Below are 26180 nucleotides of genomic sequence, written 5' to 3' on the forward strand. Positions count from 1 at the left end.
CCAGGTGCGCGATGGTGTCGCGTTTGAGGCCGGGCTGGTGATCGAAGTTGAAGTCTTCAACTGATTTACGGGCGGGGAACCCGGCGGCCCGGGCCCTGATCTCGGCGCCGGAGGCTTCCCTGGCTGCGACTTCCCGGGACAGGACAGCGGCGAGGTACTCCTCATGCGTCCAGCCGCCTTCCCTTGCCTGGTCCGCGAGCCGGGTTGCTGCTTCCCGGATCCGGGGTGCTTTCATCGCCCGGGAGTAGTACTCGATCTGGCCGATGGTTTCCTTAGCGGCCGGCATCAGGCGACCTGCCCGTCATCGAGGACAACCCCGAACGCCCGGTCGTAGTCCGCCAGGTCCCGCAGCCCGGTCGTTTCGCCCACCGGATGAGGTGTTTGGAAGGCCTTCCGCAGTGCCCTTGCCGCCTCGACGTGCTCGGGGTCGGTGATCGTCAGACCGGAACCCCAGGACCGGTGATGGGTCCCGACGGGTCTGCCGTCCAGGCTGATCGTGACGGTTCCGAGGTCGGCGGTGACGTCGACGAACCGGCCGATGGCCTGCGGGTGGACGGAGTAGTCGTTGGATCCCATCCGGACGTAGTAGTCCCTCGGCAGCCGAACCCGCGCGGTGAAGCCCGTGACCGGTGGAACCGGTGGCAACGCCAGCATGGCCGCTTTGTCCGCAGCGAGCAGGTCCGCCGGGCGGGCGCCGGTCCGCCTGACCAGCCGGGCGTTGGCCTTCGGCAGCCACTGGGCGAGCTGGGTGTTGAAGTCCTCCGGGGAGGCGAAGACCCGGCCTGGCAGGAAGGAAGTCTCCAGGAACTGGTTGGCCCGCTCCACCACGCCCTTACTCTCCGGATCGTAGGGCTTGACCTGCACGATCCGGGTGGCCAAGACCCCTGCGAATGCCGCGACTCCGGCGGCGTAGCTGTTCCGCCGGCCGATGCCGGTTTCGTTGTCCCAGACCAGTCGCCGCGGAACCGCGCCAAGGGATCCGAGCAGCTCCCACATCCCGGCCAGCAGGTCCCCGGTCATCCGGGACGGGATCATCCGGGCCATGATAAACCGTGAATGCGAGCAGACCATCACCAGGACCGGCAACACCCTAGCCTTGCCGGCACCCACAGGTATGCCTCATCGACTCACCCTCGGCCAGATGCAACCGCCGAATAAGCGCCCAATCCTCCACTGTGATCACACACCCAATCGTTTGGAACGGGTGGCTCAGTTTTCAACCGTCACAATGGCTCACTTTTCGACCGTCACCGACAGCTGGGTCTCGCAGCCTATGCAAGAACAGCACCGCGCCCATCCCGGCGTGTCACTGGTCAGCCCTTAAATGGTTGCTCAGACTTCTTGACGTTGCTGCTCGCCTGCCTGTAGTCCATCTGTGCCAACAAGCCCTGAATGGTCCGCACGATGCCATCAGGGGCGACTGGGGAACACCGCACACCTCGTAACGGTAACAGTGCCTCCTCATCCTGCGAGGCAGTTCTTACATGAAGAACAGGAACGATACTCCTTCGGCCATGCTCGTAGTGGACTGGATCGAAGTTAGTGAAGTTGGTCGTAATCCACCGCACCTCCTTCTCGTCCTCGAAAGCGTCATGCTTCATCACTGACGCCAAGATGACCGCCTGCTTTCGAAGTTCTTTGACCAATGCTTCCTGGTCCCTTTCACCAGCACGATCGATGTCCTCGATAGCATTCTGGATAAACTCTTTTGCCAGCCGTTCTTTTTGGTTTTTCTTGTAGGTAACTCGATACCAGCCGCTGATGGGAGGTATGTCGTCCCGAAGGCTCTCGTTATCGTCCTCGTCGTCAAGGGCGATACCGTCAGCGGACAGTTCTATCTTCGTGCTCAGACCGAGTGCGAAGCCGTCACCGTTCGCATAGTTCCTCCACAACGTGAGGCTGTCAGGTTGGCTCGAAGCGGATATGTAATAGACCTCGTTCAATATGGTGTCGAAGTAGGCCGCGTCCAAGACTTCGGGCATCAGCAAATCGACCGTTTCCCACCCGTCCGGGTCGTAATCCTGATCTTCCTTCGCTTCATCCTTCACCTTACTGAAGGCTTCACGAATTAGGGTCAGTCCATGGGTCATCTCGGAAGCGTCATTCAGACTTTCGGGGCTTGATGCCCAAAGATTTCCACTCCTGATGATGGACAGGCAGGCATAGCCGTTGGTGTAATGCCACACGTAGGTGTTGCTTCGATACCGCAGAGTTTCCGTAGTGGTAAGCCACTCTTGCGTTCTTTTGGCGAAACCCGCAAACGTGGCATGCCGCAGAGAGGTTTCCATAAATTTCGTCAAAGCGTCCGAGATGGGCTTCAGCGACATATTCTGCTGTAACTGCATCTGCCCGAGGGGCAATAAGGCATCCCCGAGCACCTTTTGCATTTGCGAGACGTCAGGTGTCGCTACTTTGAGCGCCCGATTGACGCTTTCCAATAGCTGGGTCGAAATATGCGGTTTCAGCAGGTCTAGGTCTGCCATTTTACCCAAGGAATCCGTCATGTTGGCGAGGGGAATATTGGAAGCTGCATAGGATTGCAACCACGGTGCCGACACGATCCGTTGGAGGCGTTCCAGGTCCTTCTGCGGAAAGGCAATGGCGTCCAACTGGTGAGGTTTCTCAGCATCTCGCTGGCCGCTACCCTTAACATTGGTGAGTGTCTCATCGAGCGTGACTATGTGGCCAGCTTGAGCAGCGGAAGGATCCGTATCCCCACCCGACTCAGGATCCGCCGGCTCCGGCGCGCTAGCCTCATTGCTTGAAGCGTTATATGGCTTGCGCGCATGGGGTCTTTTCTTATCACTCACAAAACAATCCTTACATCCTCACCTTTCATGTCCTGCCCCGAGAGAAACGTGTCGGATTCGAGGAATGGCAGCTGACGCAGTTGATGTCGTCGGTGTTGAGGCCTCCAGAACCGCAACGGCGTCTCCCGGTGTGTAGGAATATCAGGCTGCCCCAGCGCTGGGCGGTGGACGCGGCAGTGGCTAGAAGACTACGATCTGACGCCAACCACAACAACAAACCCCTCGACCATCCACACTTCGCAACAAGGCGACTAAGTCCGTAAAGGCGCCCACCTGTGCCTTATCGAGTCTCAGGACGCATTTGGTCGTCCATCTCGGCATCAGCCCTTCGAGAAAATGCTCCGCGTCAAATACCCGCTCGCCACGCGGGTAGTGAAGAACCGTCGAAACCGCGACGAGAAGATGCTGGTTAGAACCATCGCCCAGCTACGGCGGCGTCGACCTGCTTTGCATCGAATGGTTGGGCTGCATGGGCTGGACCCTGGTCGACAGCCCAGAAACCCGTATAAGCAGCTGACGGATTAGTTATATCAAAGCTGCCATGGACAGACTCGGGTCGCTGACGCCGACGTGAGTGGACCAGTCACAGGAAATCGTGTCACCCGCCAAGAGAATTAGACTCTCGTATCCCAATCGCTTTTCCACGAAACCGCGGGCAGGGGTGTTGAGCGGACATGCCGAGAGCCTCGCCACGACTACCGGTAGGGAATCGAGCTAACTTCTACCTTCACGTCGTGATAGCCCAAAAAGCTAAGAAATTGCAACAGGCCAAATTTAGCCTCTTCTAGGTACGGCGTGGGCCCAATATTGATCTGCCTAATCGGCAACCGCTCCATTTCTTGAGGGCCACCACGGTCGGGGAACTTCCGTTTCCGGCCTTTCGTCCCACCCTTTGGAAGGCCCAGTTCTACGTATGGAATCAGCCCGTAACGCCCTGGCCGATGAAGTACGTACTTCCAAGCGGGTGAAACTTCGGCGAGCGTCCGCAATTCTTGCTCGTCGCGAAAGGCATTGTCCTTGATCCGGTTCAATTGGCCATGGAGTGACAGTTGTTCCATAAGGAAGGGAAAAGAAAACACGCTGCGGTCTTGCTTCGCTACCTCAAAGGCGTCACGCAACTTGGAGAGCGCCTGCGCAACAATCTTTTCCTGCTCGTCTCGTTCATAGACCATCGGATCCCACCCTTCAACGGATTGCCCATCTTGGTCTGGGTCAAACTCAAGCTGCCCGTTAGGATCCCTAGGGCCTTCCTCATAGCCCGGCGGAGGAAACGGGTGGCTGTCGCCCTTGCTCTGAGCACGCACTCCGAGCGGAACGTCACGGTCCAGGCCAACGGCAAAGCTGACTTCGTCTTTGCCGTAGTACCGCCACATTGTCAGGCTGTCTCCGCTCTCGCAGGCAGACAATATGAAATGCTCTTCGCGGGGTGTCTTGAAGCCTTCGAGGCTTTTCTCAAGCTCCTCCCGCACGTCTGCATACTCGTCCAGTTCCCACACTTCCTTCAGCCTATCGCTACCGCTGACTAGCTCTTTGAAATCGTTAAGGTATGCAGCCGAACTAGCCCAAAGAGTGTTGTTCTTGAGGATGCCATTCAGCCCCAGGCCGTCGGTGTAATGCCAGACCAAGGAGCCGTTCCCCGTCATTTCGCCGTTCTCCATTTATGCCGACATTCCCCTTTTGGGTCAGAAGTTCCCGCCCGTACGTAACGGGATCATCGCCACGTTATCCGATCTGCGAGCCCCGTTGACCCTGACTCTCCGCTTGGGCTCGGGATCCACCATTGGGGACTAAGCGACGGGAACCGGCAATGCCTCGCCGCCTATCGTACGCTCCGGCATCCGGTCCAGGACACCACTACGGAACGCCGTCCAAAGCCGACCACCTATGCGTGACCTAAACGAAGGAAGTCATTCGAATGCCTGGTTCAGTCCAAGAATGCTGGCACCTTGGCATCGTCAGTCTCTTCAACCCCTGCCACTACTTTGCCGGACCGTTGCTTGTAAAGTGCTGGGTTTCATCGGTTTCGGTGAAGGTCCCTGTGGGTGCGTGGTAAAAATCCCCAGGCAGGGAAGTCTGGCGTTTGCCGATCTGCGCTGCGGCCTCTCCATCCAACGCCCGAAATACGGCCTCTAAAGCCGCACGGACAGCTTCAGCAGCAGGACGTGGAAGGGCGAAATGTCCTTGCTGGTTGATCAAAGGAACCCGTACAGCCTCAAGCTGAGTGCCATCCCGCGCCGCCGCTCGATCGAAATTTGCCTGTGCCGCTCCAACGGGCATTCTTCAGGCACCTACTCCTTCATCGACTCGCTCCGGCTGTTGAAACCCCTTACCGTGCATCCAAACAACCACATCCAGAACTCGCAATAACGGGATGTGTTCCAGTGCAGCGGACGAGCGGATTTTCTGCAGACTTTCCTTGGATGCTTCATTGGAAAGGGCGCTATGCCAAGCATGCCAAGTCCCCGCAGAAGTGTCGAAGCCAGTTACGCGGGCCACCACGGAGTCATAGATTGGTATGAGTCCGGGACGCTTTCGTGCCATGAGCTTACTGGCGGTGGTTGGGCCCACCCGATCCAGCTGGCGAAGCAAGCTCCAAAGCCTGAAAGCCGCAGACCCATCCCCAAGCCATTCTTCGTGCTGATCCGGTGAAATTTCCTCGAGGTTCAGGTTCGGCATTTCGGACAACAGCGAGGCGATCTCGTCCCCCTGTTTACCCAGGATCTCAACTGACGCCGCCGCCGGGACGTGAATGGACAAACAACCGACGGCGATGATGTCCTCTGCAGTAATTCTGTTAGTGGACACTGTCGGAAGACCATCAAAGTGGGACCCCGTGTAGGCGAGCCCATCCCAAGAGCCAAGGCCGTAATATCTATGGAGATATGCGAGGGCGGTATCTTCAGTGATAACGGCAAGGGATTCTGCGATCTCGGACCGCCGCGTTTCGTTTGGCATAAAGTTCTTTGTCCCCCAGCTTTGAGTCTATAGCGGCTTTGCCGCACAACAACAAATGCTAGTAGATCAAGGCGCGGGGGCATTTCACTCCTTGGAGATCTTCAAGCCGCGTCCAGCCATCCTTAAGGTCCGGCACAGCCGGTTGGTGTGGCGGCAACCGGCGAGCGAGGGTAGCCCTCCGCACCGAGCGGAGCAAAGAACAGGTTTGTCCATCTTCTACTTCGCCGCTCAGCTCGGAGTAGGTATTATGGCGAAAACCAACAGATTAAGCGGCGAATTGTCAGTGCTAATACTTACGCTTAGAGAAATACCGCATTTTCGTTACCGTTCGTGTTCTGGGGGAAAGCATGAAGGAGAAGCACATAGAAGTTCCCGCTCAAGGGTCAAAGCAGGACGCTGTTCTGTGGGAAGAACCAAGCGGGAAGATCTACAACGTCCATAACGACAGTGACTGGTCGTATATCCGGCGCAATAAGCCGGTGCTCAAATGCCCAGTGAAACTCTGTAACGTGAAGCTCGTCGCTGTGGATCGACAAGGCACTCGCCACTTCCGGAATGCAGCAGGCTCTATTGACTGCCGTCATTTCACGGCCCGTCCAGCGGATCACTCGACTCGGGGCGGCGGACCAATGTCCGACGAACATCGGTGGTACCAGCATGAGATTGCCAAGCAGGTCTCAAGACGGTCCCACATGAGGGCAATTGTCGAGGACTACGAGTCCAACGCAGACGTTCTTATTCTCAATGACGCTACCAACCGGTCCCTCGCCATCGAAGTGCAGCGCTGGGACACAGACATCCATCACAGGACTGAGCACAGACTATCTCTAGGCCATGAGGTTCTATGGTTGATAACCGACTCGGCGCAGTTGTCACCTGAAATGCAGCACCAAGTCTATTTAGGACGGGGAGCATTCATTAGGGTGAGAACCTTTAATCAGCCCTATGTAGCCCTAAAGCCATGGGAACAAGGCGCACCCCGCTGTGTTCCGGTGATGGAAGTTGCAGGAACTATCGCCCGGCTGGATGATTCATCAGGCGCCTTGCGGGGAACGCAGTTGCCACTCATGCGGGTCGTAGACGAAATTCTCGACGGTAAGCGGAATTGGATCTTTCCCGGGAGCAAGGTCTTTAAGAATCGCTCAGGGGCCGGGCGAACGGGTGGCGCATGGGTCCGAAATATCGACTATACAAACGCCCTGATCCGCGCGTCCGGCCTAGAAATTCAGCCGCTGCCGGAAACGTCGTACTATGGCCGGCGTTCCGCACCGATCGTTCGTCCCCTTTCCTTCCTGGAATTGGAAGCAGGCTATGGCGGCAGAACCTAGACTTACAGCTTGCCGCACGTCAGTTACCTGATTGCCTTCACAGGTGGCTTTGGGCCGGTATTCTTCCGCTGGCCGCCGGTTTCTACAACCGCCGCTGCCGGAACATCGGGAACGACGCCCGCACCCGGTCCACCGTCTCCAGCGAGACTTCCACCGCCCGCACACCCGGCTCGAGCCCAAGGTCAGCCTCGACAACCCCCATCGGGTCCACCAGCACACTCAGCCCCACCGAGACCGGCGGCGCCTGGCACACCCCCGCCACATACACGCTGTTCTCGATCGCCCGCGCCGCGTTCAACGCCAGCCATTGCTCCGTCTTGTGCTCGCCCGGCACCCAGGACGAGCAGACCAGCAGGACCTGCGCGCCGGCGTCGGCCAACGACCTGGCCAGCTCCGGAAACCGCAGGTCGTAGCAGGTCATCAGGCCGAACCGCACTCCCCCGTGCTCGAACACCACCGGCTCAGTGGACGGGCCCGGCTTGATGAACGTGGACTCCCCGAAGCCCTGCGCGTCGAAAAGGTGGATCTTCCGGTAGAAAGCTAGCCGGCCGCCGTCGGGCCCGAAAGCCACCAATGTGTTGTAGGCCCGGCCCGTCTCGTCGGAAGTCTCCACCACGCCCGCCACCAGCGCGATGCGGTGGCGGCGGGCGATGGCGGCGAGCTCCCGGCAGACCGGCCCGTCCAGCGGCTCGGCCACTGCCGGGAACGTCGCGTCCACCTTCTTCTTTTCGTAGGTGGCGTACTCCGGGAAGGCGACCAGCGCGGCGCCGTCGCGCGCTGCCTCGGCGGCGAAGCTGTCAATCACGGCGAGGTTGGCCTGGACGTCGGCGCCCGACTCCAGCTGCCCCAGCGCAATCCTCACAACCATTCCCTCCCTCGGCCCGGCGGCCACATCACAAACTTCAGAGTCAGGCGGCCGCCTCGACCGTTGCCTTCTCCGTGGCCGTCATCTCGGGCGGCGAGGCCTTGAAGCCGCGGGTGATCAGGGCCAGGACCAGCACGCCCAGCGCCAGCCAGGACACCCCCAGCGTAATGGCGTTGCTGTCCAGCTGGGAGAGCAGGTAGGCGCAGATGACCGCGCCGATCACCGGGACCACCACATAGGACACCGGGTTCAGCTGCTGCCCGGCCCGGCGCTGGCGTACATAGTGGAACACCACCGAGGCGTTCACCAGCGTGAAGGCGGTGAAGGCACCAAAGTTGATGAACGACGTCGACGTGGCCACGTCCAGGAAGATCGCGATCAGGCCCACCATGCCCGTGATCACCAGGTTCGCCACCGGGGTGTGGAACTTCTCGCTCAGCTTGCCGAAGACGGCCTTGGGCAGGACGGAGTCGCGGCCCATCGCGTACAGCAGGCGGGAGGCGCTGGCCTGCGCGGCGAGGCCGGAGGCGAACTGTGCCACCACCAGGCCGGCCAGGAACACGGCGCCGAACAGCTGCCCGCCGATCTGCAGGGCGATGGAGCTGGCCGCGGAGGCCGAGTCCTCGAACACGCCGCCGGGGTGGACCAGCTGGGTCACGTAGGAGACCGCTACGAAGATGCCGCCGCCGATCAGGGCCACCAGCATGATGGCGCGCGGCACGGTCCGGCGCGGGTTGACGGTTTCCTCGGTGAGGGTGGTGACGGCGTCGAACCCCAGGAAAGAGTAGGCGGCGATGGCCGCGCCGGCGGAGATGGTGGTGAAGCTGGCGGTGCTATTGAAGAACGGCTGCCCGCTGGCCAGTCCCCCGGCGCCGTTGGCGGACACCACGTTGCCGATGGCCAGCGCCACGAAGAACACCAGGACCAGCAGCTGGAACGCCATCAGCACGTAGTTGGCCTTGTCCGCCACCTTGATGCCCAGGATGTTCAGCAGCGTGGTGACCACGATGAAGCCCACGATCCAGACGCCGATGGGGATGCCGGGGAACTGGGCGGTCAGGTAGGAGCCGCCGATGAGCCAGATGACCATGGGCAGGAAGAGGTAGTCGAGCAGCACGGCCCAGCCCACCAGGAATCCGACGCGGGGATCGATGGAGCGGCGACGTAGGTGTAGGCGGAGCCGGCCACGGGGTGGGCGACGGCCATCCGGCCGTAGCTGTGCGCGGTGAACAGCATGGCCACGAGCGCCACGAGGTACGCGGCGGGCGCGGCGCCGCCGGTGGTTTCGGCGATGATGCCGAAGATCGCCAGGACGATGATCGGGGTCAGGTACGCCAGCCCGAACAGGACCAGCGAGGGCAGCTTCAGCGTGCGGGTGAGGGTGGTGGTCACGGGGTTTCCTTAGGGCTTGTAGGACGGCGGTGTCCAGGTGGCCGGGATGATCCGGCCTTGGTAGACGGAAAGTTCGACGGCGGGCTCCCCCTCGCGGAACTGCGACCAGGGGCGGTTGAGGTTCTCCGTGCCGTGCGTGCGGACGCGGTCGACGGCGGCCAGGTCCAGTTCCGCGGTGAGCAGCTGGGGTTTCTCGTCTGTTGCTTCTGTGAGGGTGTTGCCCTCCGGGTCCACGATGATGCTTTTGCCCTGGCCGGTGGGGCCGGCGCAGTTGACGCTGACCATAAAGACCTGGTTCACGATGGCGTTGGCCTTGGCGAGGATGAGTTCCTGCTTGCGGTCCGGGGTGGTGGTTTTGACGACGTTGAGGATCACGTCGGCGCCCATCCAGGCGAGCTGGCGGGACACCTCCGGGTACCAGGCGTCGTAGCAGATGTTCAAGCCCACCCTGCTGATGCCGGGCAGGTCCACGGTGGTGAACCGGTCGCCGGGATCGTAGGGCTCGAACGGGCGCCAGGGGAAGATCTTCCGGTAGTAGCCGGCCAACTCCCCTTCCGGGGACAGGACCAGCTGGGTGTTGAACAGCTGGCCTTCGGGACCGCGTTCGCAGACGCTGCCGGGGACGAGCCAGATGTTTAGATCCTTGGCGAGCTGCTTGAGCTCTTTGACCCTTGGCCCATCGAGGGGTTCGGCACTCGCCTGGAGCATTTCGGTGCGCTGCAGGTCCGGGTCTTCGTCGCCGAAGAGGTGCAGTTCAGGGAAGACGACCAGTTTGCTGTGCGGCTGGGCTTCGAGGGCTTCTTTGACCTCGTCGGCGAAGGCCGAGACGGGTTCGCCGATGAGCCGCGGCCGGGCCTGGGCGGCGACGAGGGGAAGGGTGCGTTGCATGGGTTTTTCTCCGCTGTGGGGGTGTGATCCGGGTTATATTAGATCAGAATGATCCAATAAAGGAAAGGGGGCTGGTGTGGGCCGTAAAGTTGCGGATATGACCCGTCAGCTGGAGGACACCGCCGAACCCGCGCGCCTTGACGCGAGCAGGATGCCCGGGATGGAGCGGCGCAGTGCGATGGATGCTGTGCGGATGCGGATCGGGATGGCGATTTCGCTGGGGCTGCTAAAGCCGGGCGAGCGGCTGCCCGACCAGGAGGACGTGGCCCTCGGCCTGTCAGTCAGCCCGATTACCGCACGCCGCGCCTTGGCGAGCCTGGCGGAGCAGGGGGTGGTGGTGCGGCGGCGCGGCCGGGCCGGGGGAACGTTTGTGGCGGATTCTCCGCCTACTGAGGTTCTGGCTTCACTTTCGGCGTCACCGGCGGAGTCCCAGGCCGTGAACCGGCTGGTGGACCGCCGGCTGCTGTTCGAATGCGCGGTCACTCACTATGCCGCGGTAAATGCTTCATCTGAGCAGCTGGACGAGCTGGAGCGGCTGACGGGTGAGATGGCGGAGTCGAGCGACTGGTCCTATCACCACCGGATGGACGAGCAGTTCCATCAACTAGTGGGCACCGCATCGTGCCTGGACTCCGCCGTCGACGTCTATCACGAGACGCTCGCCGAGCTCTACGACTACTTCATCCCCTATCCCATCGAGAAGCTGCACAAGTCCAACCACGACCACATCGCGCTGGTGGCAGCCCTGCGGGCCCGCCGTGTTGAGGAAGCGGTGGAGGTCGCACGGAAGCACGTGGACATCCTGCACCGGACGATGTTTATGGGGCTGCAACCAGCGAAGAGCCTGGGAAGTGCAATTCTTGGGTCTGCACCAATCCAGCAAGACTGACGTGATCTGACCGCGCTTGTTTCAGAGACGTTCCTCCCGCGTACTTATCTGAAGCTGCTCGCAGGGCCAGAAACCCTGTATCCGTCACTACACTTGCTATTTGATTGAACGCAAATACTCGCCAAAGTGGCGGCTGAAGGGGATGAGTTGGCCATTACAGGCTCGTGCCAAACCGAGCGCTGGGAGCTTCGTCGCAACTGGGAGGCGCGCCATATCGTGCCCAGCAGTTAGCGTCCGGCTAATGTCACTAACTGCCCCGGGGAGGTCGATTTCAAGGTCCCTCAGATACACCCGATAAAGCGATGTGATCTGCTCGGTCAAGCGATCCTGGACTTCTGCGCGTCCTGCACCAACACCCATTTGCGACTCCTCAAAAAACCAAAAACAGGCGGATTCGAGTAGAAAAGGGTGCGTACCCGCAAGATAATTGAGGTCTTCCTCAGCCGGAGTAAGGGAAATACCAGCCGAAGCCCCTCTGGCAATCATCTCTTGGCCTTCTGCTTCGCTGAAGAGACCGATATGTACGGAGTGACCCAGCACACCACCCAGAGTGGATCCTCCAAATCCACTCGTCTCAATGTCGTACACGGAACGGCGCGAGATCGTTGTTAGTCCGAGGGAAAACTCCGGCTCACTTGCCAAGTCCCGTAGAAATTGAAACTCCGCTAAACCGGACCACCCAGCCATACGGTCAAGCTCGTCGACAATCATGAGCACACCAATTCGCGCATCGGCCAAGACGAGAAAAAAATCTGTGACCGCTTCACAAACATCGAACCACTCTTCGAGTTCCATAGCCGCTTGTAGCGGACCTAAGCTAGCTTGTGCAACAGTTGCATCAAAGCCCGTCCCCTGTAGCGCCCTGTGCGCTCTCTTGGCCATCAGCCGTAGGAGACCTTTGCCATCAGTGACTGCTCCGGCACTCACCACCACCACAACATGACGTGGAGTATCTAGGGCGTAAGTCTTTGCGGCACTTCGGACCAAACTAGATTTGCCCATGCGAAAGTTACCCCGAATAGAGACATTTCCTGGCCTGTCACCAGCCCAAGCACTTCGTATATCCGACAATTCCGCCTGCCGAACGATAAATCTTGGTCCAGCCGCGATTTGTCCCGCGCCTTGGTATGGATTAGCGATCCTCGTCATTCATCGCCTCCAAGGTGGTGAAAGAGCAGCCAGTCGTGATATAGGCGTACCACAATGCGATAACGCCCTGCCTCCCTCCTTACTACGTCCCTAGTAGCCAAGTCGTCGAGTACATCTTCGAGCGTCTGGTGCCCACTATAGAATTCAGCAACGCGATCGAGTGGAGCCGGACCCTCACGAGAAGCCATGGCTAGAGCGAGGAGCACCTCCGCATAGTTCGCGGACGGCGCCTCGGTCTCGGCAAGCTGAGCCAGGGCAAGTTCCTCCTCTATGTATCCGGAGCTCTCCAGGTTGTTGAAGTCGGTGGGATCCAAACGCTGAAGGAGGCTTACCCGAACCATTTCAACGTCGGCCTCTGTAACGAAGGGTGCCCGATGCGAGTTCATGTAGCGCACCAGTTCGTAGCAGAACTTTTGTATGTAGAACGCACTACCACCGGTTAGCTCGAGTATTCGACCGATGGCGCCCTCCCTGTAACGGCTGGGACCATCTTTGCCACCGATACGTAACGGTTCGTCTATGAGGCGGCGGGCAGAAGTGTCATCAAGATAGGTAACTCTCTCGCGTGCAAAGACTGCAAAAACGTTAGCGTGCTCGGAAATTAGCCGATCGAGCGCATCTTGGCCGATGACTATTATGTCAAATAGTCCACGTTCAATCATCGCCTTTATACTCTGCATAAATGAACGATCGAGTAACCCGCGCCGCATCCAGAGTTCAAAATACTGGAACTCATCAAAGACGAGGACAAACCTCGGGGGAGCCCCGGATTCGGTGTCAGCGAGGTAGCCGTCGAAAATATCGAGGCAGTCGACGATCGGAGTAGGACTATCTATCAGCACTGATCGAAGGTTCTGTCCATCGCCCATCTGCGAGTAGCCTGCCGTTTGGAGCGCACGATTAGTCTTGTTGACTATCTGCCAAGCTAAAGACCCGAGCAGCCGGTTGGTGGCAAATCCAGCATCGGCTGGCGCAAATTTGCCCACATTTCCTAAGTCAACTAATACAAGATTCGAGGTGTGGGACAGCGCCTGGGCCAGATGCAAGCGTATGGATGACTTTCCCGCTCGCTTTTGACCATAAATTGCAAACCCGGTGCCCCCGCCATCTGCCGCTGACAGGCGTGTTGAGATTCGGTCCAGAATGTCATCCCGGCCGTAAAACATGTCTGGCTGACCAACGGGCCGTCCCAATGAGCCTGCCTCATAGGGGTTCCCCACCTCGACAAACTGGTCTGCGGTGCTTAGCTGGATCGGAATACTCACTGCTAAATTCATCGTTCCGGCGTTGCCTCTCGATCGATAACTGAGAGTGAGGGGCACGGAAAATGCTCCTTGGCTCCTGCCCTGGGGTGTAACAGCTAGCTTCAAGACAACAATTTTGTATCCACCCCCTCGCACTGCAACAGGGAGTGTTACCTGGGTGTTCTCACACACGAAAACGTCGCTCGCTTCGGAGACGCGAATTTCAGGCGACTCGATTGGCGCCCGCCCTTCAGCGTTGGCAAGTTTGACTTGAAGCAATGACCGTCCGTCACTATCAGTTGCGACTGTTTCGAGGGCTGCGGTGAGAGTTGGTTCAGCGGGATAGTCGTTATACAAATCGGTCATTGCTGTCGCCGCCAAAACCTTAATATGCTCCGCCACGGGAACTAAAGCCTCTACGGCAAACTCGGTAGGTGCCAGTTGAATCTCGTGCAGAATGGCGTCCATCCGCTCCTGCGCACGACGATAGCAGGCCTCGCGTTCCTCGAAGGCACGCTCATATAGAGCCCGATGTATCTCATTGAGGACGGCTGCGAGACTGCCGAGGTGGCTCGAAGCAGGAGATGGCCAGGCAGCATCTGTGGCAGAAAGGGCGCTTATGGCGGATTGAAGCGACTCCTCGGACATCTCAACATTCTGGAGTGACAGCAGCGCTTGAACGATGACACGCTGCTTTGCGTGCCAAGACCTCGCCAATGCCGTCCATATTTGAGGAGAAGTGACTTCTGCAGCAACTTCTAATGCCTCTCCCTTACGAGCAGCAATATAACGGCGCGCTTCCTTACGCAACTCTTCGTCGCTGGCTACCACACTCAGAACGCGCCGGCCCGCGTGGGATGAAGTAGCAAACAACTTTATAACGAGGTCAAAAACGTCGTCGCTCGAAGATTTGCAGCACTCGCGCAATTCCCTGCGTATCGTCTCGTCCAGATTCTCCTCATCTATGTTCCCTCGTACTCTTGCAAGTGCCCTACGACCCTCAAGGGATACAAAGTATCGGACGAATCCGTATTTGACGTCCCTTGTAGCTTCGGCATTTGGCACACCCTCCGATACAGACAGGGCTGTGGCGTACAAGTCGCGAGCTGCGTCCTGATGTTCACGATCGAGCATGACGTCGGCCAAACCGACTAAGCCTTGGACCAAGTAAAGCCTGTACTCGTCACTCGCGCGCTCGTCATGGGAGGTTCGTTCGAGGCTGTCCCTGACTATCACCGCAGCCGAGATATATCCGTCAGCACTGTTCTCCCTTTGAAAGCCACGGAGCGCGTCGGCATTCTTTGCCAATTTCGCAGCGTCGGCTGGATGACTCGTCCGCTTCTCCCGCTGACGCTGTTCAATGTAATTTTCCGCTTGTTGGGAGTAATGTCGGGTCACGTAGTCGATAAGGGGTGGCTTTAGCGATTGGGCACCCTCTAGCAGCCCAGCGAAGTCGAGAACATAACTGTCTATGCCATCGCCACCCTGGCGTACTTTTTCGAGCCTGAGCCGAATATCGTCAGCTTCCGCATCGTCATCATCAGAAATTGCGCGTTCCGCAAGATACAAATCGTCTGTTTTGCCTCGGAGCAAATACGCAAGAGCAAGACCTCTGCGGGCGTAAGCATTGTTGTTGCCACCCTCAACAAGAGCCATCCAATCCGAAACTGAGTCCATTCCAAGTCGCAGCTTTATCGTGGCAAGCTGATGTTGCAGCAACTGGCGGCGGGCATAACTGATCGTATTTCTCAAGAGTTGCCGCTCAACGACAAGGCGAGCGTCGGAATAACGCTCAGCACCAACTAGGAAATCAATTAGTATGTTGTCAAGGGAGTCGCTCGCTTTAAGCGAACCTTGATACTCCTCCTCAATGACCCTTAGGGCAGCGACAGGGCCTTCAGTGCGCCTAACGAGCCAAGCCAGATCTTTGACCCTGCTCTCGCGCCAGTCGTCCCCATGCCTACCATTTGCAATTGCAAGGCGATAGAGCTGCTTTGCTTCTTCAAGGTTGCCCCCCGCATGCTCAATTTCGCGGGCCCGTGAATAAAAATCGGCTACGCCCGACCGCGGTGATGAGCTTATTCGTTTGACCCCTTTATCCGTCTTCTGAGACTTCGTTGCAGGCTGCTTCAGGGGCTTGAGGGAAGATGATTCCGGTGCAGGATCGGTTCGAGGGAGGACAAGGACGGGCTTGGATCTTAACGGCCTTGGCCGCAAAGCTGCAGGTCGCTCCATCGGGTCCACATTCGGCTGACCCTGTACGATTTCCTCGATGACAGCCTTGTCACGAGCAAGTGTCGAGTTATGCAGAAGTTCTCGGAGCTGCCCAACACGCCCTGTAGCGCGGACCAACGCTAGCCACTGGTCCCAAAGTTGGCCCGCGGCCGCGATACCCGCCACGCGGATGTAGCGAAGGCCAGCATAAACAGCGCCTTCTTCGTCGGACAAGGCAGCGGTCGCGACCATAATAAGACGCCATGCTGACGCATCCGGCCCTAACTCAGCGGCATTCACCAGATATCCGATGGCCCTTTCGGGGCGCTGATTTATAAGCTCGAGTTCGCCGAGGAGTCGCAAGAGGCCAGGGTTTTTTGGTTCTGCCAACAAAGCGGTGTAGGCCTTGGCACAGACCGCCTGCATCCGGCCAAATTTTGGGTCGGTCTCCTGAATCCTGCTCGCATAGTCGAAGGCGGACTGGGCCGAGGCAAGCTGGGCCTGTGCAACCAAGGAAACATCCCTAGTCCAGGTAGGGGTTACAGTCTCCGTTTGGGATAACGTCCGCATGAGCCGTTGGATTTCTAGTCCTTCAGTACGTGCTTTGCCTTCAATCACGACGGGTGCGGAATCTGTGGACGTACGGTCACGAGCGTCAGAAGTAGGTATATTCTGAGAACTTTCCGGCGCGAGTGCACTGTCTTGAATTGATTCACCGGTTGCCGCGGATGTGATGCTTCTAGCAGTCGGAGATGCATCCTGATGGGGCAGAAGGGGCTCTGTCGGTAACTTTAGCGTCTCTTCAGATTCAAAATCGTCCGCAGCGTAATTAGGGGGGTCCGCGGGGCCGCTGACGCTTTGGGATGTACTCGGCCGAATTCCGTTGACTTCAGCCAAGACTTGTTTGGGGGCCAATACCACCAAATGATCAACGAGACTTAGTTGTACGAAATCTAGACGTCCGTCGGTTTCCAATCCCAATGTAGATTCGGTCAAGACTTTGACTGTCCCAACAATTCTTGCTCCGCCGGTAATAGCAATTTCTATTGTCCCGCCCACCGCAACGAATTGTTTGATCACTTCATAGTCCATTCGACTTCCCGTCTCTCAACGTTTCGTCCTCGTCGTACTGACCGAGGCGCAGTCGCGCCTTACGGCTGACACCTTCTACGGGTCCACGAGCGGAACTATTGTTAGCCGTGCCAACGATTGGAATGGATTCCCGGCCTGGGTGAGCTTCAGGTCCAATTCGCGAATCAGCAACAAAGCGTTTTTCATCCGCCGCGTACCTACGAGCCCAACGGTGCAGTTGTCCGTCATTGAAGGAAATTACCTGGTATTGGTTGTCTACCTCGTCAGGCCTGTATGCGCTTGACACGGCAGCGCTCCCAGTAGACAGAACCAAGGTTCCATCGCTTAGGTAGTCACGACGACCATTATGAGTATGCCCGTGCAAAACCAAAGTCAGATACGGGCCGAGAATACGGGTGAACTCCCTTTCATCCAGCAGGTTCTCGTTATCGTCAGTTGCCCCTCGGCGTACGTTGTGGTGGAGTATTGCAATCCTCAGGTCCAGGGCACCCTCACGCAACTGCCCTGCCAACTCCCTAAGTTGGTCCTCCCCACACCAGCCGAAATGCTGCTGGTGGCTCTCACGTACCGTCGAATTAATTAAAACTGCGCTCAGACGGAGATCGGGCCGATGCACGACAGAGTGAAGCGTTGTCTCACCGGTAAGTGCGCGGCGAAATGAAGCGTACTTAGACCACTTCGGCTTGAACGGCGCAACAGGTTCTAGACCGCGCGCTTCTCGCTGGTTAAAGTGCGCCTCACAGTCCTTCCAGTTCACATCGTGGTTGCCCGGGACAAATAGGACATCGCGCGTTGTCAAAGCGAGTTGCTCTAGCACACCCTTGAGGAATGCGGTTGCCTCGCGAAACTCAGAAGGAAGAGCCCTTTCCGTTATGTCACCGGACAAAACGACGAGACGCACTGGGGGCACCGTGTCACGAAGACTTACGAGATCCTCAAGCAATCTTTTCGCTAACGAGTCGGGGCCACCCGAAAACCGGTGGTACTTCCCGAACTGGGTGTCCGAGATATGTAAGATGCTCCAACTCCCCGCTGTTGCCTGAGCGATCAATTTGACTCCCCTCAACTTAGCGTTAGGAATGGTCAGTTTAGGTGTCAACAACGACCACCTGCAATAGGACCTCATGACCAAGCGCTTCCGCCACACCTCGGCTGGTTGCGGTTGAAAGGTTCCGCACTCCTACTCAGTCGGGAGTCATACGCGCGTGAAGCCGCAATATCGCGCTGTCGGTGGAGATGTTTCGTGGAGGTCGAAACGAGACCACCACTGCAGCCCGCGATACTCAAAACCTCGTCAGTATTGTTGCGACAGCGGTTACAGCGGGCAGAACCCGTCCCCTAGCTAGTACTTCCTCCATCGCGATATTGGCCGCGAGTCACGGTTACGCGCGCACGGCGCGGCGACACCCCTCTGGTGACCCGGTCGGATAACTGAGCTGCGGCAGGTGGTTCGGTGGCCAACTTGGCCACCACGGCATACATTATGCCAGGGCGCGCCAGGCGGTAGCCGGACGCGCCCTCGGTGAGCACAGAACTTACGAACGGGTCAGCACCCGTTTCAGTCGATGAGCACCGGCTGCTTGTCATGCTCCGAACCTTCAACGCCGCCCGCAACCTTCCGGCCGCCGCGATGATTCACCCAGCACCCCGCCGCCAAAAGCGCCACAAGTCCGAAGGTGCTCAGGAGCTGGGGACGGGAGTCCTCGCCGATGAAGCCCACCGTGAAGATCGCCGCGAGGATCAGCAGACCGAGGGAAGTGAGCCACGGGAAGCCGGGCATCCGCAGGGGAAGCTCGGTTCCCTCGCGGTCGGCACGCAGGCGCAGCGCGAGCTGGGCAAGGAGCGCGGACGTCCACACCAGCAGGCACGTCGAACCCACGATGTTGAGCAGGATCGGAAGGACCATCTCGGGGAAAGCCAACTCCAGCACCACCGTAACAACGCCGAACGCGACGCTGGCCAGGACTGCCACCACCGGAACCCGGGCCTTGGACACCGAAGCGAGCAGCCGTGGTGCCTCACCCCGCTCGGCGAGCGAGTACGCCATCCGGGAGGCGCCGTAGAGGTTGGCGTTGAGGGCAGAGAGCAGTGCTGCCACGGCTACCAGAGTGATCGCGGTGGCTGCGCCGGGCATGCCGGCGGCGTCCAGCACGGCGGCGAAGGGGCTCTTCAGTCCTGCCGAACCCACGGGAACCACGGCCGCGATCACAAAGATGGCACCGATGTAGAACACGAGGATGCGCCACAGCACGGTCCGGACGGCCTTCTTCACGCTGCGGGCCGGCTCGGCGGTCTCGGCTGCGGCCACGGACACAATCTCGGTGCCGCCGAACGCGAACGCCACCACGAACAGGGCCGTGGCGATCCCGGCGAAGCCGCTGGGCGCGAAGCCCTCACCGGTGAAGCTGGACAGCCCCGGCGACTGGACGCCCGGCAGCCAACCGAACAGCAGGGCAGCGCCTACCAGGAGGAACCCGACGATCGCCGCCACCTTGAGCAGGGCGAACCAGAACTCGAACTCGCCGAAGTTCTTCACGCTGGTCAGATTCACGGCGGTGAGCACCACGATGAACACAAAGGCCATCAGCCACACCGGCAGCGCGGGGAAGATCGTGGCCAGCAGGCCTGCCGCACCGAGCGCTTCCGCCGCGATGACCACCACCAGCTGCAGCCACCACAGCCAGCCCACGGTGGCGCCGGCCACCGGCCCGTAGGCCTTGGCCGTGTAGACCGAGAACGCACCGCTGTCCGGGTTGGCGGCGGCCATCTCGCCGAGGGCCCACATCACCAGGATGATGAGCGTGCCAGCCACGAGATAGGAGATCAGCACCGCCGGGCCGGCAGCCTGGATACCGGCGCCGGAGCCGATGAAGAGGCCGGCGCCGATGGCGCTTCCAAGCCCCATCATGGTGAGCTGGCGGGGTTTGAGGGCCGCGCCGAGCGCGCGGGCAGACGTCTTTGTCTGTTGTTCCATGGGATTCCTCTAGTCAGTAGGACTTATTGGGGATAAAAGTTCAGGCCGCGTGGGCGGCCAGGATCCGCAGCACGCGGTCGTTGGCGGCGGCGTCGGCAACGGTGATCCGCACGCCGTCGCCCTGGTAGGCCCGGACCATGATGCCGGCGCCGTCGAACGCCTCCATCAGCCGCGTCCGGAGCTCGTCGTCGGCACGGATCCACAGGAAATTGCCCTGGCTCGGCTGCAGCTTCCAGCCCCGGGCTGCCAGCTCCCGAGACATCCGTGCACGCTCCTGCTTGACGACGGCGACCCGCGCCTCCATCTCCTCCCCCGCGTCCAGCGACGCGACGGCCGCCTTTTGGGCCAGCGCGCTCACCGAGAAGGGAAGCGCGGTCCGGCGCAACCCCTCAGCAATCTCCGGCGCCGCCACGGCATATCCCACGCGCAAGCCGGCGAGTCCGTAGGCCTTCGAGAAGGTGCGGAGGATGCAGACGTTCGGGTACTCGCGGTAGAGAGCCAGGGAATCGGGGCCGCTGCCGGCGTCGGCGTATTCCACGTAGGCCTCGTCGATCACCACGAGGATGTCCGAGCGGACGGCGCGCAGGAATGCCTCGATGCGGTCATGGCTGATCGGGACGCCGGTGGGATTGTTGGGGGTGCACAGCAGGATGACCTTGGTGCGGTCGGTGACGGCCGCGGCCATGGCGTCGAGGTCGTGGCCCTCCAGGTGGTCCAGCGGGATGCGGACCGGCCGGGCACCTGCCAGCTCCACCAGGATGGGGTACGCCTCGAAGGAGCGCCACGCGAAAATGACCTCATCCCCGGCGTCGCACAGTCCGGTGATGATCTGCTGGAGGACGCCCACGCTGCCGGGTCCCACCGCAATCTCCCCGGCCGTGACGCCGAGGTGCCGGGCAAGCCGTTCGCGGAGTTCGACGGCGGCCATGTCCGGGTAGCGGTTCATGGCACCGGCCGCTCCGGCCACGGCGGCGATTGCTGCCGGCAGCGGCTCGTAGTGGCTTTCGTTGCTGGCTAGGGCTGCGATGTCCATGCCGGCGCTGCGCCGGCCCGGGACGTAGGACGGCAGGCCGGTCACCGCGCCACGAAGGGTGGGGCGCGCGGCGGCCGGTGCCGATTGAAGCTGAGTGAGGGTCATGAGGACCGATCATGATTGTGACCCGGCGCACATGGCAAGATACCCTCAAGGCATTGGGACTTCTGCTCAACTTCTACTGCATGTGGTGAAAATATGACCATCGCTAACTACCGCACCCTGGATTCCCTCGACGGCAGGATCATCCTGGCCCTGGACAAGGATCCCGAAGCCAGCGCCCTGGCACTCTCCCGGACACTCGGCGTCGCACGAAACACCGTCCACGCCCGGTTGTCGCGGCTCGAGCGCAGCGGCGCCCTCCGCTCCTTCAGCCGCAGGCTGGACCCCGCCGCGCTCGGCTACGACCTGATGGCATTCCTCTCGCTGGCCATCAGCCAGACCCGGGCGGGCGCGGTGGAGAACGGACTCGCGGCCATCCCGGAGGTGATCGAGGTGCACGCCACCACCGGCGACGCGGACCTGATGGCCAAGGTGGTGGCCCGGAGCACGGCCGACCTCTACCGCATCACCAACCAGATCCTGGCTATCGACGGTATCCAGCGGACCAGCACCGCCATTTCCGTCGTCGAACTTATGCCGCCCCGGTACGACGGCCTCCTGAACCGGCTCTCGAAGCAGGAATCCCACCCGTCGGACGAAACTACGGGTGACGCAGGCCACAAGTAGGCATATTTTCAATTACTGTTGTTCCTGACTGCCAATAATCCCAGTCAGACGCATCTCTATTGCTTATCCGTAAGCTGCCCCGCAGGATTCCTGCATGACTACTCTCACCGTCTCGGGCCGCGTGGCACAGGTTCTCAGCAGCTACCTCAGCGACGTCTTCGGCGTCATGGGCAACGGCAACGTCTACTTCCTGGACGCCGCCGAAAAGATGGGCCTGCGCTTCTCCGCCGTCCGGCATGAGGGTGCCGCGATCGCCGCCGCCGACGCCTACTACCGGACGTCCGGACGGCTCGCGGCGGGCACCACCACCTACGGCCCCGGCTACACCAACGCACTCACCGCCCTGGCCGAGGCGGTCCAGGCGCAGATCCCCGTCGTGCTCGTCACCGGGGACGCTCCGAGCAGTGGCGCCCGGCCGCAGGACGTGGACCAGGCCGCCATCGCCGCCGGCCTCGGCGCAGCCACCTTCACCGTCACCCGCGACGCCGCCGGCTCCATCACCCAGCAGGCCGTGGAGTACGCTCTCACCAAGCGCACCGCCGTCGTGATTGCCATTCCCTACGACCTCGCGTCACTCGAGGCTGCGGAAGAAGACCTCCCCGAGCCGCAGGCAGCAAAGGTGACGGACGACGTCGACCGCGGCCTTGCGCAGGCAGCCCGCCTGCTCGCCGGAGCCAAGCGCCCGCTGATCCTCGCCGGCCGCGGCGCGCACCTCGCCGGAGCCGGCCCGGAACTCAGGGAGCTCGCCGACCGGCTCGGCGCCCTGACCGCCGGAACCGCCCTGGCGCTCAACCTCCTCAACGGCGAGGGGTACTTGGGTGTGGCCGGCGGTTTCGGCACCGACACCGCGGCCGGGCTCATGGGCGAGGCCGACGTGGTGCTGGTGGCCGGGGCGAGCCTAAGCCCGTTCACTATGCGGTTCGGGCACCTGCTCGGCCCGGACAGCACGGTTATCCAGATCGACACCGCCCTGCAGCCCTCAAACTCTCGGGTGGACCTGTTCGTCAGCGCGGACGCGAAGTCCGCCGCGGGACGTCTTCTTCAGATGCTTGATGGCGAGGCTTCGGCTCAAGCTTGGCGTGCGGAAGCTTCTAAGCGTCTGGCTACGGGCCCGGGACATCACCCGGGCTCGGACGAAACGCCGGACGGCCGCCTGGACCCGCGCTCCCTCGCCACGGCACTCGACGCCGTTCTGCCGGAGCGCCGCACGGTGGTCCAGGACGGCGGGCACTTCGTGGGCTGGGCGCCGATGTACTGGAACATTCCGCGGCCGCAGGACCTGGTGATGGTGGGGACCGCGTTCCAGGCCATCGGGCTGGGCCTTGCTAGCGCCGTCGGGGCGGCCCGGGCGGTGGAGGACGGCCGCACCCTGGTGCTGGCCTCCGGCGACGGCGGTTTCCTGATGGGCCTGGCCGACCTCGAATCACTGATCGGCGCGGCGAAGAGCGCCATCGTGGTGATCTACAACGATGCCGCCTACGGAGCTGAGATCCACCAGTACGGCTCCCAGGGCCTGACCGAAAAGCCCATGCTGATCCCCGAGGTGGACTTCAGCGGCATTGCGCGCGCTTTGGGTGCCGAGTCGGCGATCATCCGCTCACTGGCGGACCTTTCGGCCCTCACGGACTGGATCGACGCCGGCGCCAAGGGCACCTTCGTGGCCGACTGCCGGATCACGTCCAGCGTCCGGGCGCCGTGGCTGAGCGAATGGATGAACGCCAAGGAGGCGGCGAAGGCGGCGGTGGCGGGGTAACCGTCGTCTATCCTCAGAGGTCGGCAGATGCAACTTCGTCAAAATTACATCAAGATTTGTGCAGGATTTCCCTCATAGAAACGAATTATTGCTGCAGCATTAGGGCAAGATTTATTGGACATTGAGCGCATTGCCTGCGAAAACATGGGCGAAAACTTGTATCGGCTAGTCCTTTTCGTGTGAAGGCCACGAATGCGTAAAGCCAACAATTCTGTCATCATCATCACATGACTACACCAGAGCTTCCGGGGGCAAGCTCTCAGCAGACTGCGCCCCACCAGCAACCGCAATTTCCACCTATGCCGCCGAACTACGGTCCACCGGGCGCTTCGGGCCCTCAAGAGTATGCGAAGGCAAAGAAGCAGCGAAATATCATCGGACTCGTTGCACTTATTGCCGCAATTGCAGGTTTCATCTTTGCGTGCATTCCCGGGGCGCTCATTATCGGTTGGGTCTTGCTGCCGATTGCGTTCATCCTGGCGATTGTTTCTCTCTTCTTAAAAGACAAAGCCAAGGGAATGGGCATCACAGCCCTGATCTTGTCGATCGTGGGAACCATCGTCGGCTTTGTTGTCTTCTTCTCCGTTGTAAGCTCGTCCGCCGAGGACGCTTTCGGCGGTGGTGACACAAAAGTTTCGGCACCTACCGGTGAGGCAGGTGCTGATGCTCCAGCAGCAGCAAAGCCCGGCGCCAAGGCCGGAACACGTGAAAATCCTTCGCCAATCGGCTCGGTGGTGGAGTCTAAGGACTGGAAGGTCGTTGTTAACTCGGTCACCCTTGCGGCTTCCGATGCAGTTGTAGCGGCCAACCAATTCAATGATGCTCCTGCTGCGGGCTCGGAATACATCCTGGTGAACTACTCGGCAACGTACGTCGGCGACGACGCCAATGGACAGACACCTTCCTTCGTCTCTGTGGATTACGTCACCGCCGACGGTAAAACCATCAATGCGTACGACCACCATGTCGTTGCACCTGAAGCCATCGACAGCAACACCCTCTACAAGGGCGGCACAGCAACCGGCAATATCGCCATTCAGGTACCGTCCGCCACAGCCGGCCAAGGTGTTCTCGCCGTCCGGCCGGGCATGATCGCCGACAAGATCTTCGTCGCCGTCAAATAGCTTTCGTCCGCAACAAATCAAGGCCTCCGGTAGTCACCGGGGGCCTTGATTTGTTGGGATACTACGATCGATTCCCGGCACATCTTCCAATTCCCGGTCGTTCACCCCGGCCGGATGAGCGAAGAGCAAAGGCTCCAGCTCCTCAAATTCAGGGGCGGTCGATAATGTCCGCGATATTCCGGGTGCCCATACGTGAAGAACGCTATAGAAGCCGGCGCATTTCCATGACCCGGGTGGCACCTGCGGGGTTTGCAAACAGCTACCTAATGCCCTCCCCTTTCGGCTCCCCTTTTTGGTACCCCTGGGGCTCACGGTGCAGCGCGCAGACGTAGAGTTTTGCCGCATAGAGGTGATGAAACGGCCTCCCGTCCACCCACAGATCTCAGAGGACACCATCATGCGTTTGCTACGCCTTTTCATCGCCCTGCTACTCGCCGCAGCCGTCACCGTCGCGCTCCCCGTCCCCGCCCAGGCGGCCGACGTCGGAGTTCCCGGCCCGTCATACGCAAGCGACGGCGTCAGAACCCCGACTGCGGACAAGGCCCAAAGCAAGCTCTGGTTCCAGGATGGAAGCTGGTGGGGGCTGTTGTGGAGCCCATCCACACATGCGACGAAGATCCACCGGCTTGACGCCGCTACGCAGGCTTGGCAGGAGACGGACACAGTTGTTGACGAACGTCCGAGTGCGCGCGGCGACGCGCTCTGGGACGAGAAGGACGGCAAGCTTTACATCGTGTCGGGCACCACTGTGCAATCGGAGTGGGCCGCGCCGCCAACCCAGAAAGAGGTGGCCTCCGGATCCGCAGTGCTTCTCCGCTTCAGCTACAACGCGTCGACAAAGACCTACTCCCAGGACGCCGGATTCCCCGTCACCCTTCACCGCGGGAGCACGGAATCGATCACCGTGGCCAAAGATTCGCTCGGTAAGCTCTGGGTCACCTATACCGTCGTCTCGTCCGCCGACAGCAACGATGTCTACGTCAACCACTCGACGACGAGTGACTTGGTGTGGGGGACGCCGTTCGTCCTGCCGACGCCCAACGCCAAGGTGAACCCGGACGATATCTCCGCAGTCACGTCGTTCCAAGGCGACAAGATCGGAATTATGTGGAGCAATCAGCGGAAAGAGCATAAGAGGTTCTACTTTGCTGTCCACCAGGACGGTCAGCCAGAGGACGCGTGGCAGACGGAGGTCGCCTTCGGAGGGGGAAAGAACTGCACCGGAGGATGCGCGAACGACCACCTGAACCTCAGGCAACTCACAAGTGACGGCAGCGGCCGCCTCTACGCAGCGATCAAGACAGCTAATCGAAAAGTCGGCCAGACGTTGGTGGCGCTCCTGGTGCGCGATGGCAAGGGCCAATGGACCAGCGCGGCGTTTGGCGAAGTGCAGGACGTCCACACCCGGCCCATGGTGATGATCGACGAACAGCATGGTCAGATCTGGATGTTCGCAATCGCGCCTGAGGAAGGCGGCACCCTTTATTACAAGAAGTCTCCGATTGACAACGTTTCCTTCGCGCCTGGCGCGGGCACGCCCATCATCAGCAGCAGCACCGACGACGACATCAACGACCCCACGTCAACGAAACAAAACGTCAACGGTCAAACCGGTCTGGTGGTGTTGGCGTCCTCGAGAACCAACGCCCGGTACTGGCACGCCCAGATAGATCTTGGGAACTAGTCCACACCGCTGGCTGGTGGGGATACGACGGCGCTGCATCTGCATCAATGTCTTAGA

General features: G+C 60.3%; 21 protein-coding genes. 6 read left to right on the forward strand and 15 right to left on the reverse strand.

Going from position 1 to position 26180, the window contains the following annotated elements; genetic code table 11:
* The 6 genes from QRN11_RS07025 to QRN11_RS07050 form a co-directional block, all read right to left on the reverse strand.
* On the reverse strand, window positions 1-286 hold a 286-nt coding region (locus tag QRN11_RS07025), incomplete at its 3' end, for an ATP-binding protein (RefSeq protein WP_285250398.1).
* Complete coding sequence (locus tag QRN11_RS07030; RefSeq protein ID WP_502935018.1) at window positions 286-1035, reverse strand: Mu transposase domain-containing protein; 750 nt, start codon at window positions 1033-1035, stop codon at window positions 286-288. The genes QRN11_RS07025 and QRN11_RS07030, both read right to left, overlap by 1 nt.
* 278 nt (window positions 1036-1313) lie before the next feature.
* Window positions 1314-2810 (reverse strand): DUF2971 domain-containing protein, encoded by a 1497-nt coding sequence (locus tag QRN11_RS07035; RefSeq protein WP_285250399.1) that lies wholly within the window; start codon window positions 2808-2810, stop codon window positions 1314-1316.
* Window positions 2811-3505: 695 nt separating this feature from the next.
* Entirely contained in the window at window positions 3506-4468 is a 963-nt protein-coding gene (locus QRN11_RS07040) for a DUF2971 domain-containing protein (RefSeq protein ID WP_285250400.1), read from the reverse strand.
* Between the two features lie 319 nt (window positions 4469-4787).
* A complete protein-coding gene (locus tag QRN11_RS07045; RefSeq protein WP_285250401.1) occupies window positions 4788-5087 on the reverse strand; it encodes a hypothetical protein in 300 nt (99 codons plus the stop codon).
* 3 nt (window positions 5088-5090) lie between these two features.
* Entirely contained in the window at window positions 5091-5765 is a 675-nt protein-coding gene (locus QRN11_RS07050; protein ID WP_285250402.1) for a DUF6308 family protein, read from the reverse strand.
* A 347-nt stretch (window positions 5766-6112) separates the two neighbouring features.
* Between QRN11_RS07050 and QRN11_RS07055 the strand changes: the two genes are divergently transcribed.
* A complete protein-coding gene (locus QRN11_RS07055; RefSeq protein WP_285250403.1) occupies window positions 6113-7093 on the forward strand; it encodes a hypothetical protein in 981 nt (326 codons plus the stop codon).
* A gap of 82 nt (window positions 7094-7175) precedes the next feature.
* Here QRN11_RS07055 and QRN11_RS07060 read toward each other — a convergent pair whose 3' ends face one another.
* The 4 genes from QRN11_RS07060 to QRN11_RS07075 are packed head-to-tail and all read right to left on the reverse strand — an operon-like array spanning window position 7176 to window position 10238.
* Window positions 7176-7961 carry a carbon-nitrogen hydrolase family protein gene (locus QRN11_RS07060; protein WP_285250404.1) on the reverse strand — a complete coding sequence of 262 codons (786 nt, stop codon included), beginning with the start codon at window positions 7959-7961 and terminating at the stop codon, window positions 7176-7178.
* Between the two features lie 40 nt (window positions 7962-8001).
* Complete coding sequence (locus tag QRN11_RS07065; RefSeq protein ID WP_285250405.1) at window positions 8002-9087, reverse strand: APC family permease; 1086 nt, start codon at window positions 9085-9087, stop codon at window positions 8002-8004.
* On the reverse strand, window positions 9015-9350 hold the full coding sequence (locus tag QRN11_RS07070) for a hypothetical protein (RefSeq protein WP_285250406.1): 336 nt from the start codon (window positions 9348-9350) through the stop codon (window positions 9015-9017). Before QRN11_RS07070 ends, QRN11_RS07065 begins: the two co-directional genes overlap by 73 nt.
* Before the next feature lie 9 nt (window positions 9351-9359).
* Window positions 9360-10238, reverse strand: a complete 879-nt coding sequence (locus tag QRN11_RS07075; RefSeq protein WP_285250407.1) for a carbon-nitrogen hydrolase family protein — start codon at window positions 10236-10238, stop codon at window positions 9360-9362.
* Window positions 10239-10335: 97 nt separating this feature from the next.
* Between QRN11_RS07075 and QRN11_RS07080 the strand changes: the two genes are divergently transcribed.
* Window positions 10336-11127, forward strand: coding sequence for a FadR/GntR family transcriptional regulator (locus QRN11_RS07080; protein WP_285250408.1), 792 nt, complete (start codon window positions 10336-10338; stop codon window positions 11125-11127).
* Between the two features lie 96 nt (window positions 11128-11223).
* Here QRN11_RS07080 and QRN11_RS07085 read toward each other — a convergent pair whose 3' ends face one another.
* From QRN11_RS07085 to hisC, 5 genes are all read right to left on the reverse strand, one after another.
* A complete protein-coding gene (locus QRN11_RS07085; RefSeq protein ID WP_285250409.1) occupies window positions 11224-12276 on the reverse strand; it encodes an ATP-binding protein in 1053 nt (350 codons plus the stop codon).
* Entirely contained in the window at window positions 12273-16247 is a 3975-nt protein-coding gene (locus tag QRN11_RS07090) for an ATP-binding protein (protein WP_285250410.1), read from the reverse strand. The genes QRN11_RS07085 and QRN11_RS07090 overlap by 4 nt, the downstream gene beginning before the upstream one ends.
* 568 nt (window positions 16248-16815) lie before the next feature.
* The gene (locus QRN11_RS07095; protein WP_285250411.1) at window positions 16816-17952 is read right to left on the reverse strand and encodes a metallophosphoesterase family protein; all 1137 of its coding nucleotides are present in this window, start codon (window positions 17950-17952) and stop codon (window positions 16816-16818) included.
* A 432-nt stretch (window positions 17953-18384) separates the two neighbouring features.
* Window positions 18385-19800 carry an amino acid permease gene (locus QRN11_RS07100; protein WP_285250412.1) on the reverse strand — a complete coding sequence of 472 codons (1416 nt, stop codon included), beginning with the start codon at window positions 19798-19800 and terminating at the stop codon, window positions 18385-18387.
* 40 nt (window positions 19801-19840) lie between these two features.
* On the reverse strand, window positions 19841-20938 hold the full coding sequence (gene hisC, locus QRN11_RS07105; protein WP_285250413.1) for a histidinol-phosphate transaminase: 1098 nt from the start codon (window positions 20936-20938) through the stop codon (window positions 19841-19843).
* Window positions 20939-21031: 93 nt separating this feature from the next.
* Here hisC and QRN11_RS07110 point away from each other — a divergent pair, with 93 nt between their 5' ends.
* The 4 genes from QRN11_RS07110 to QRN11_RS07125 all read left to right on the forward strand — a co-directional run bounded on the left by QRN11_RS07110 (window position 21032) and on the right by QRN11_RS07125 (window position 26123).
* Window positions 21032-21562, forward strand: a complete 531-nt coding sequence (locus QRN11_RS07110) for an Lrp/AsnC family transcriptional regulator (protein ID WP_285250414.1) — start codon at window positions 21032-21034, stop codon at window positions 21560-21562.
* A gap of 94 nt (window positions 21563-21656) precedes the next feature.
* Entirely contained in the window at window positions 21657-23315 is a 1659-nt protein-coding gene (locus QRN11_RS07115) for a thiamine pyrophosphate-binding protein (RefSeq protein ID WP_285250415.1), read from the forward strand.
* 227 nt (window positions 23316-23542) lie between these two features.
* Window positions 23543-24439, forward strand: coding sequence for a DUF4352 domain-containing protein (locus QRN11_RS07120; RefSeq protein WP_285250416.1), 897 nt, complete (start codon window positions 23543-23545; stop codon window positions 24437-24439).
* Window positions 24440-24752: 313 nt separating this feature from the next.
* Entirely contained in the window at window positions 24753-26123 is a 1371-nt protein-coding gene (locus tag QRN11_RS07125; protein WP_285250417.1) for a hypothetical protein, read from the forward strand.
* The last annotated feature ends 57 nt before the right edge of the window (window positions 26124-26180 follow it).

This window comes from Pseudarthrobacter sp. fls2-241-R2A-168 (assembly GCF_030209335.1).
In the GTDB taxonomy this organism is placed as follows: domain Bacteria; phylum Actinomycetota; class Actinomycetes; order Actinomycetales; family Micrococcaceae; genus Arthrobacter.

Bases quoted from the DNA above. Each gene is read 5' to 3' on its own strand.
- QRN11_RS07030 (WP_502935018.1), bottom strand. From the start codon at position 1,035: ATGATCCCGTCCCGGATGACCGGGGACCTGCTGGCCGGGATGTGGGAG.
- QRN11_RS07040 (WP_285250400.1), bottom strand. From the start codon at position 4,468: ATGGAGAACGGCGAAATGACGGGGAACGGCTCCTTGGTCTGGCATTAC.
- QRN11_RS07045 (WP_285250401.1), bottom strand. From the start codon at position 5,087: ATGCCCGTTGGAGCGGCACAGGCAAATTTCGATCGAGCGGCGGCGCGG.
- QRN11_RS07050 (WP_285250402.1), bottom strand. From the start codon at position 5,765: ATGCCAAACGAAACGCGGCGGTCCGAGATCGCAGAATCCCTTGCCGTT.
- QRN11_RS07055 (WP_285250403.1), top strand. From the start codon at position 6,113: ATGAAGGAGAAGCACATAGAAGTTCCCGCTCAAGGGTCAAAGCAGGAC.
- QRN11_RS07060 (WP_285250404.1), bottom strand. From the start codon at position 7,961: ATGGTTGTGAGGATTGCGCTGGGGCAGCTGGAGTCGGGCGCCGACGTC.
- QRN11_RS07075 (WP_285250407.1), bottom strand. From the start codon at position 10,238: ATGCAACGCACCCTTCCCCTCGTCGCCGCCCAGGCCCGGCCGCGGCTC.
- QRN11_RS07080 (WP_285250408.1), top strand. From the start codon at position 10,336: ATGACCCGTCAGCTGGAGGACACCGCCGAACCCGCGCGCCTTGACGCG.
- QRN11_RS07085 (WP_285250409.1), bottom strand. From the start codon at position 12,276: ATGACGAGGATCGCTAATCCATACCAAGGCGCGGGACAAATCGCGGCT.
- QRN11_RS07095 (WP_285250411.1), bottom strand. From the start codon at position 17,952: ATGAGGTCCTATTGCAGGTGGTCGTTGTTGACACCTAAACTGACCATT.
- QRN11_RS07100 (WP_285250412.1), bottom strand. From the start codon at position 19,800: ATGGAACAACAGACAAAGACGTCTGCCCGCGCGCTCGGCGCGGCCCTC.
- hisC (WP_285250413.1), bottom strand. From the start codon at position 20,938: ATGACCCTCACTCAGCTTCAATCGGCACCGGCCGCCGCGCGCCCCACC.
- QRN11_RS07110 (WP_285250414.1), top strand. From the start codon at position 21,032: ATGACCATCGCTAACTACCGCACCCTGGATTCCCTCGACGGCAGGATC.
- QRN11_RS07115 (WP_285250415.1), top strand. From the start codon at position 21,657: ATGACTACTCTCACCGTCTCGGGCCGCGTGGCACAGGTTCTCAGCAGC.
- QRN11_RS07120 (WP_285250416.1), top strand. From the start codon at position 23,543: ATGACTACACCAGAGCTTCCGGGGGCAAGCTCTCAGCAGACTGCGCCC.